This window comes from Cellulomonas bogoriensis 69B4 = DSM 16987, assembly GCF_000767165.1.
Classification (GTDB): domain Bacteria; phylum Actinomycetota; class Actinomycetes; order Actinomycetales; family Cellulomonadaceae; genus Actinotalea; species Actinotalea bogoriensis.
In genome coordinates, this window is the sequence record NZ_AXCZ01000253.1 from 1 (window position 1) to 2769 (window position 2769).

1 pseudogene is annotated in these 2769 nt (G+C 74.5%); it reads left to right on the forward strand.

The annotated features are described in order from the left end of the window. A pseudogene (locus N869_RS17980) lies at window positions 1-2692 on the forward strand (ATP-binding protein); the annotation flags it as partial. Window positions 2693-2769 lie beyond the last annotated feature (77 nt).

The window sequence follows — 2769 nt, forward strand, 5'->3', positions numbered from 1 at the left end:
CCTCGTGCGCTGCGCCGGCCTCGGGGCCTTCACCGCGGCCACGCGATCCAGCCCGTGGCACGGCGCCGAGATCCTCACCGCCGAGCGGGCGCGCCGGGCACGCGCCACCGTCACCCGGCTCCTGGACGAGGTCCTGCCGGAGGTCCGTGACGAGGTCCGCCGGGTGGCGGAGTCCACGGGCCTGACACCGGCCGCCACGGCGGCGCAGTGGGGGGAGCAGCTGCAGATGCTCGCCGGGGTGCGCGGAGCCCTGGACGTGTTCCAGCCGATCGTGTTCGAGCGGTCGGCGGCCGACCTGGTCGCAGCGACCGCCACCGCGCAGTGGCGCGCCGAACGTGGCATCGACATGCCTGGTTCCGTGCGCCGGCGCCTGCGCAAGCAGGCCAAGGACGTGCTTCGGCCCGGCCGCCCCGTGGAGGACCTGCACGCCGCACTGGTCGAGGTCCAGGCCCAGCGGGAGATCTGGCAGGCGCACTGCCCGGCCGGCGGGTGGCCGCGCATCCCTGAGGGCCTGGCCGCTGTGGAGCGTGGTCACGCGAGCCTCCTCGCCGACCTCACCTCCCTCGACGAGGTCCTCGTGACCACGACCGGCGGAGCGGGCCTGGCCGACGCGACGTGGGACGAGCTCGTCGAGCGGCTCGCCCGCCTGCGTCAGGACGAGGACGCCCTGGACACGCTGCCCGAGCGCACCGCCCTGCTGCGCAACCTGGACAACCAGGGGCTGGGCGACCTCCTGGAGGACCTGCAGGCCCGGCGGGTCCCGTCGAACCTCGTCGGCCCGGAGCTCGAGCTCGCGTGGTGGACGACCGTCTTCGAGGAGATCCTGCGCGCGGACCCCGCGCTCGCGGGGTACGACGGGAACGCGCTCGCACGGCTGGTCGAGGAGTTCCGCACCCTGGACCGGCGTTACGTGGCCGACCGCGCACTACTGGCGCTGGCCGCCGCGCGCGAGGACCTTCGCACGCGTCTGCGTGCCGCGGAGGACCAGACCCAGGCGCTGTTCGCTGACGTGGTCGAGCACCGGTTCACCGGTCTGCGCCAGGCGGTCGAACGCTACCCGGCCGTCACCCGGCACCTGCGGCCGTGCCTGGTCGCCTCGGCGATGCTCGTGCCGCACGTCCTGCCACCGGGGCGCGGCGAGGACCTGGTGATCCTGGACGCCGCCGGTCACATGGGGACCGAGACCGTGGTGTCGGCCGTCTCCCGTGGCCGGCAGGTCCTGGTGGTCGGCGACGTGAGGTGCGCCTCCGGGACGGCGCTGCCCGCGTTGGCCGAGGTGCTCCCGTCCGTGGGTCTGAACGCCGAGTCGCGTCGCGACCCGCGGCTGACGTCGTTCCTCGCGCGGTACGGGTACGGGGATCGCCTTGCCGAGATCCCCCTGCCGCAGGCGCAGTCGTTGCTGCGCCTGGACGTGGTCGACGGGTCCGGCATGCCTGCGGCGCACGGGTTGGTCGAGTCCACCCAGGCCGAGGTGGACCACGTGGTCGAGCTGGTGCTGGAGCATGCGCTCACCCGGCCCGAGGAGTCTCTCGCCGTCGTGACCGTGGCCCCTGCCCACGCCGATCGGGTCCGGGAGGCCGTGCTGACCGAGGTCCGGGCGAACCCGGCGCTGGAGAGGTTCTTCCGCACCGACCGCCCCGAGCCGTTCACCGTGGTGGATCTCGCAGGGGTGCAGGGCCTGACCCGTGAGGCCGTGGTCCTGTCGGTCGGCTACGGACGCACCCCGCACGGCCGCGTGCTGCACCGCTTCGGTGACGTCAGCGAGCCGGGCGGTGAGGCTCTGCTCCTGGAGGGGCTGGGCGCGGGGCGCCGGCGGCTGACGGTGGTCAGCTGCTTCGCGGCCGACCAGCTGGACCCTGCACGGCTGCGTGCTCCGGGGGCGCAGATGCTGGCAGACCTGCTGACGGTCGCGGCGGAGGAGCCCGGCGAACGCGTGGACGACGCCCCGGGCGGCAGGCAGCCACAACCGGACCGCCTCGTGCTGGACCTGGCGGAGCAGCTGTGGCGCCATGGGCTGCTGGTGGAGGTGGGCCACGGCACCGGCCACCACCGGATCCCGTTGGTCGTGGGTCATCCCGACCTCCCGCGCGAGAAGCTGGTCGCGGTCCTGACCGACGACGAGGCGTACGTCGCCGAGCCGAGTGTGCGGGTCCGTGACCGGCAGGTCGCCGAACGACTCGAGCGCCTGGGGTGGACGGTGGTGCAGGTGTGGTCCGCGGCCGCGTTCCTGGACCCGCAGGGCGAGGCCGACGCGATCCTGGATGCCACGGTCCAGGCGTGCCAGGCGCGCCTGGTGGCCCGCCAGCGGCGCAGCATCAGCCAGGGTGTCCCGACGCGGGTGACGCTCCCCGCCTCTGTGGACGACCCCGACGACGAGGAGCCTGCGCCGCAGGAGGTGCCCTCGCAACGACGCGCCGCACCGAGCGCCGGTGAGGCGGCTGTGGTGACGCAGGTCCCACGTCAGCGCGGACCTCGACCGCCCGTGGAGGCCGGCCTTCCGGTGGCTGCCTACAGCGATGACCAGCTGGACGACCTGGTCGCGTGGATCGCCTCGGACGGTGTGGAACGTGACATCGACGAGCTCGCCTCGCGGCTGCGCGAGGAGCTGGGACTGACCCGTCGTGGGACCCGCGTCGACGCGGTGGTGCTGGGCGCGGTCACGCGCTACGCGCCCGCTGCACGGCGGGCATGAGCGCGTGCAGGATCGCGAGGATCGCGAGGCCGGCCCGGGCGGTGCGGGCGGTGCGGTGGACCCCGGCCGGGCGACGG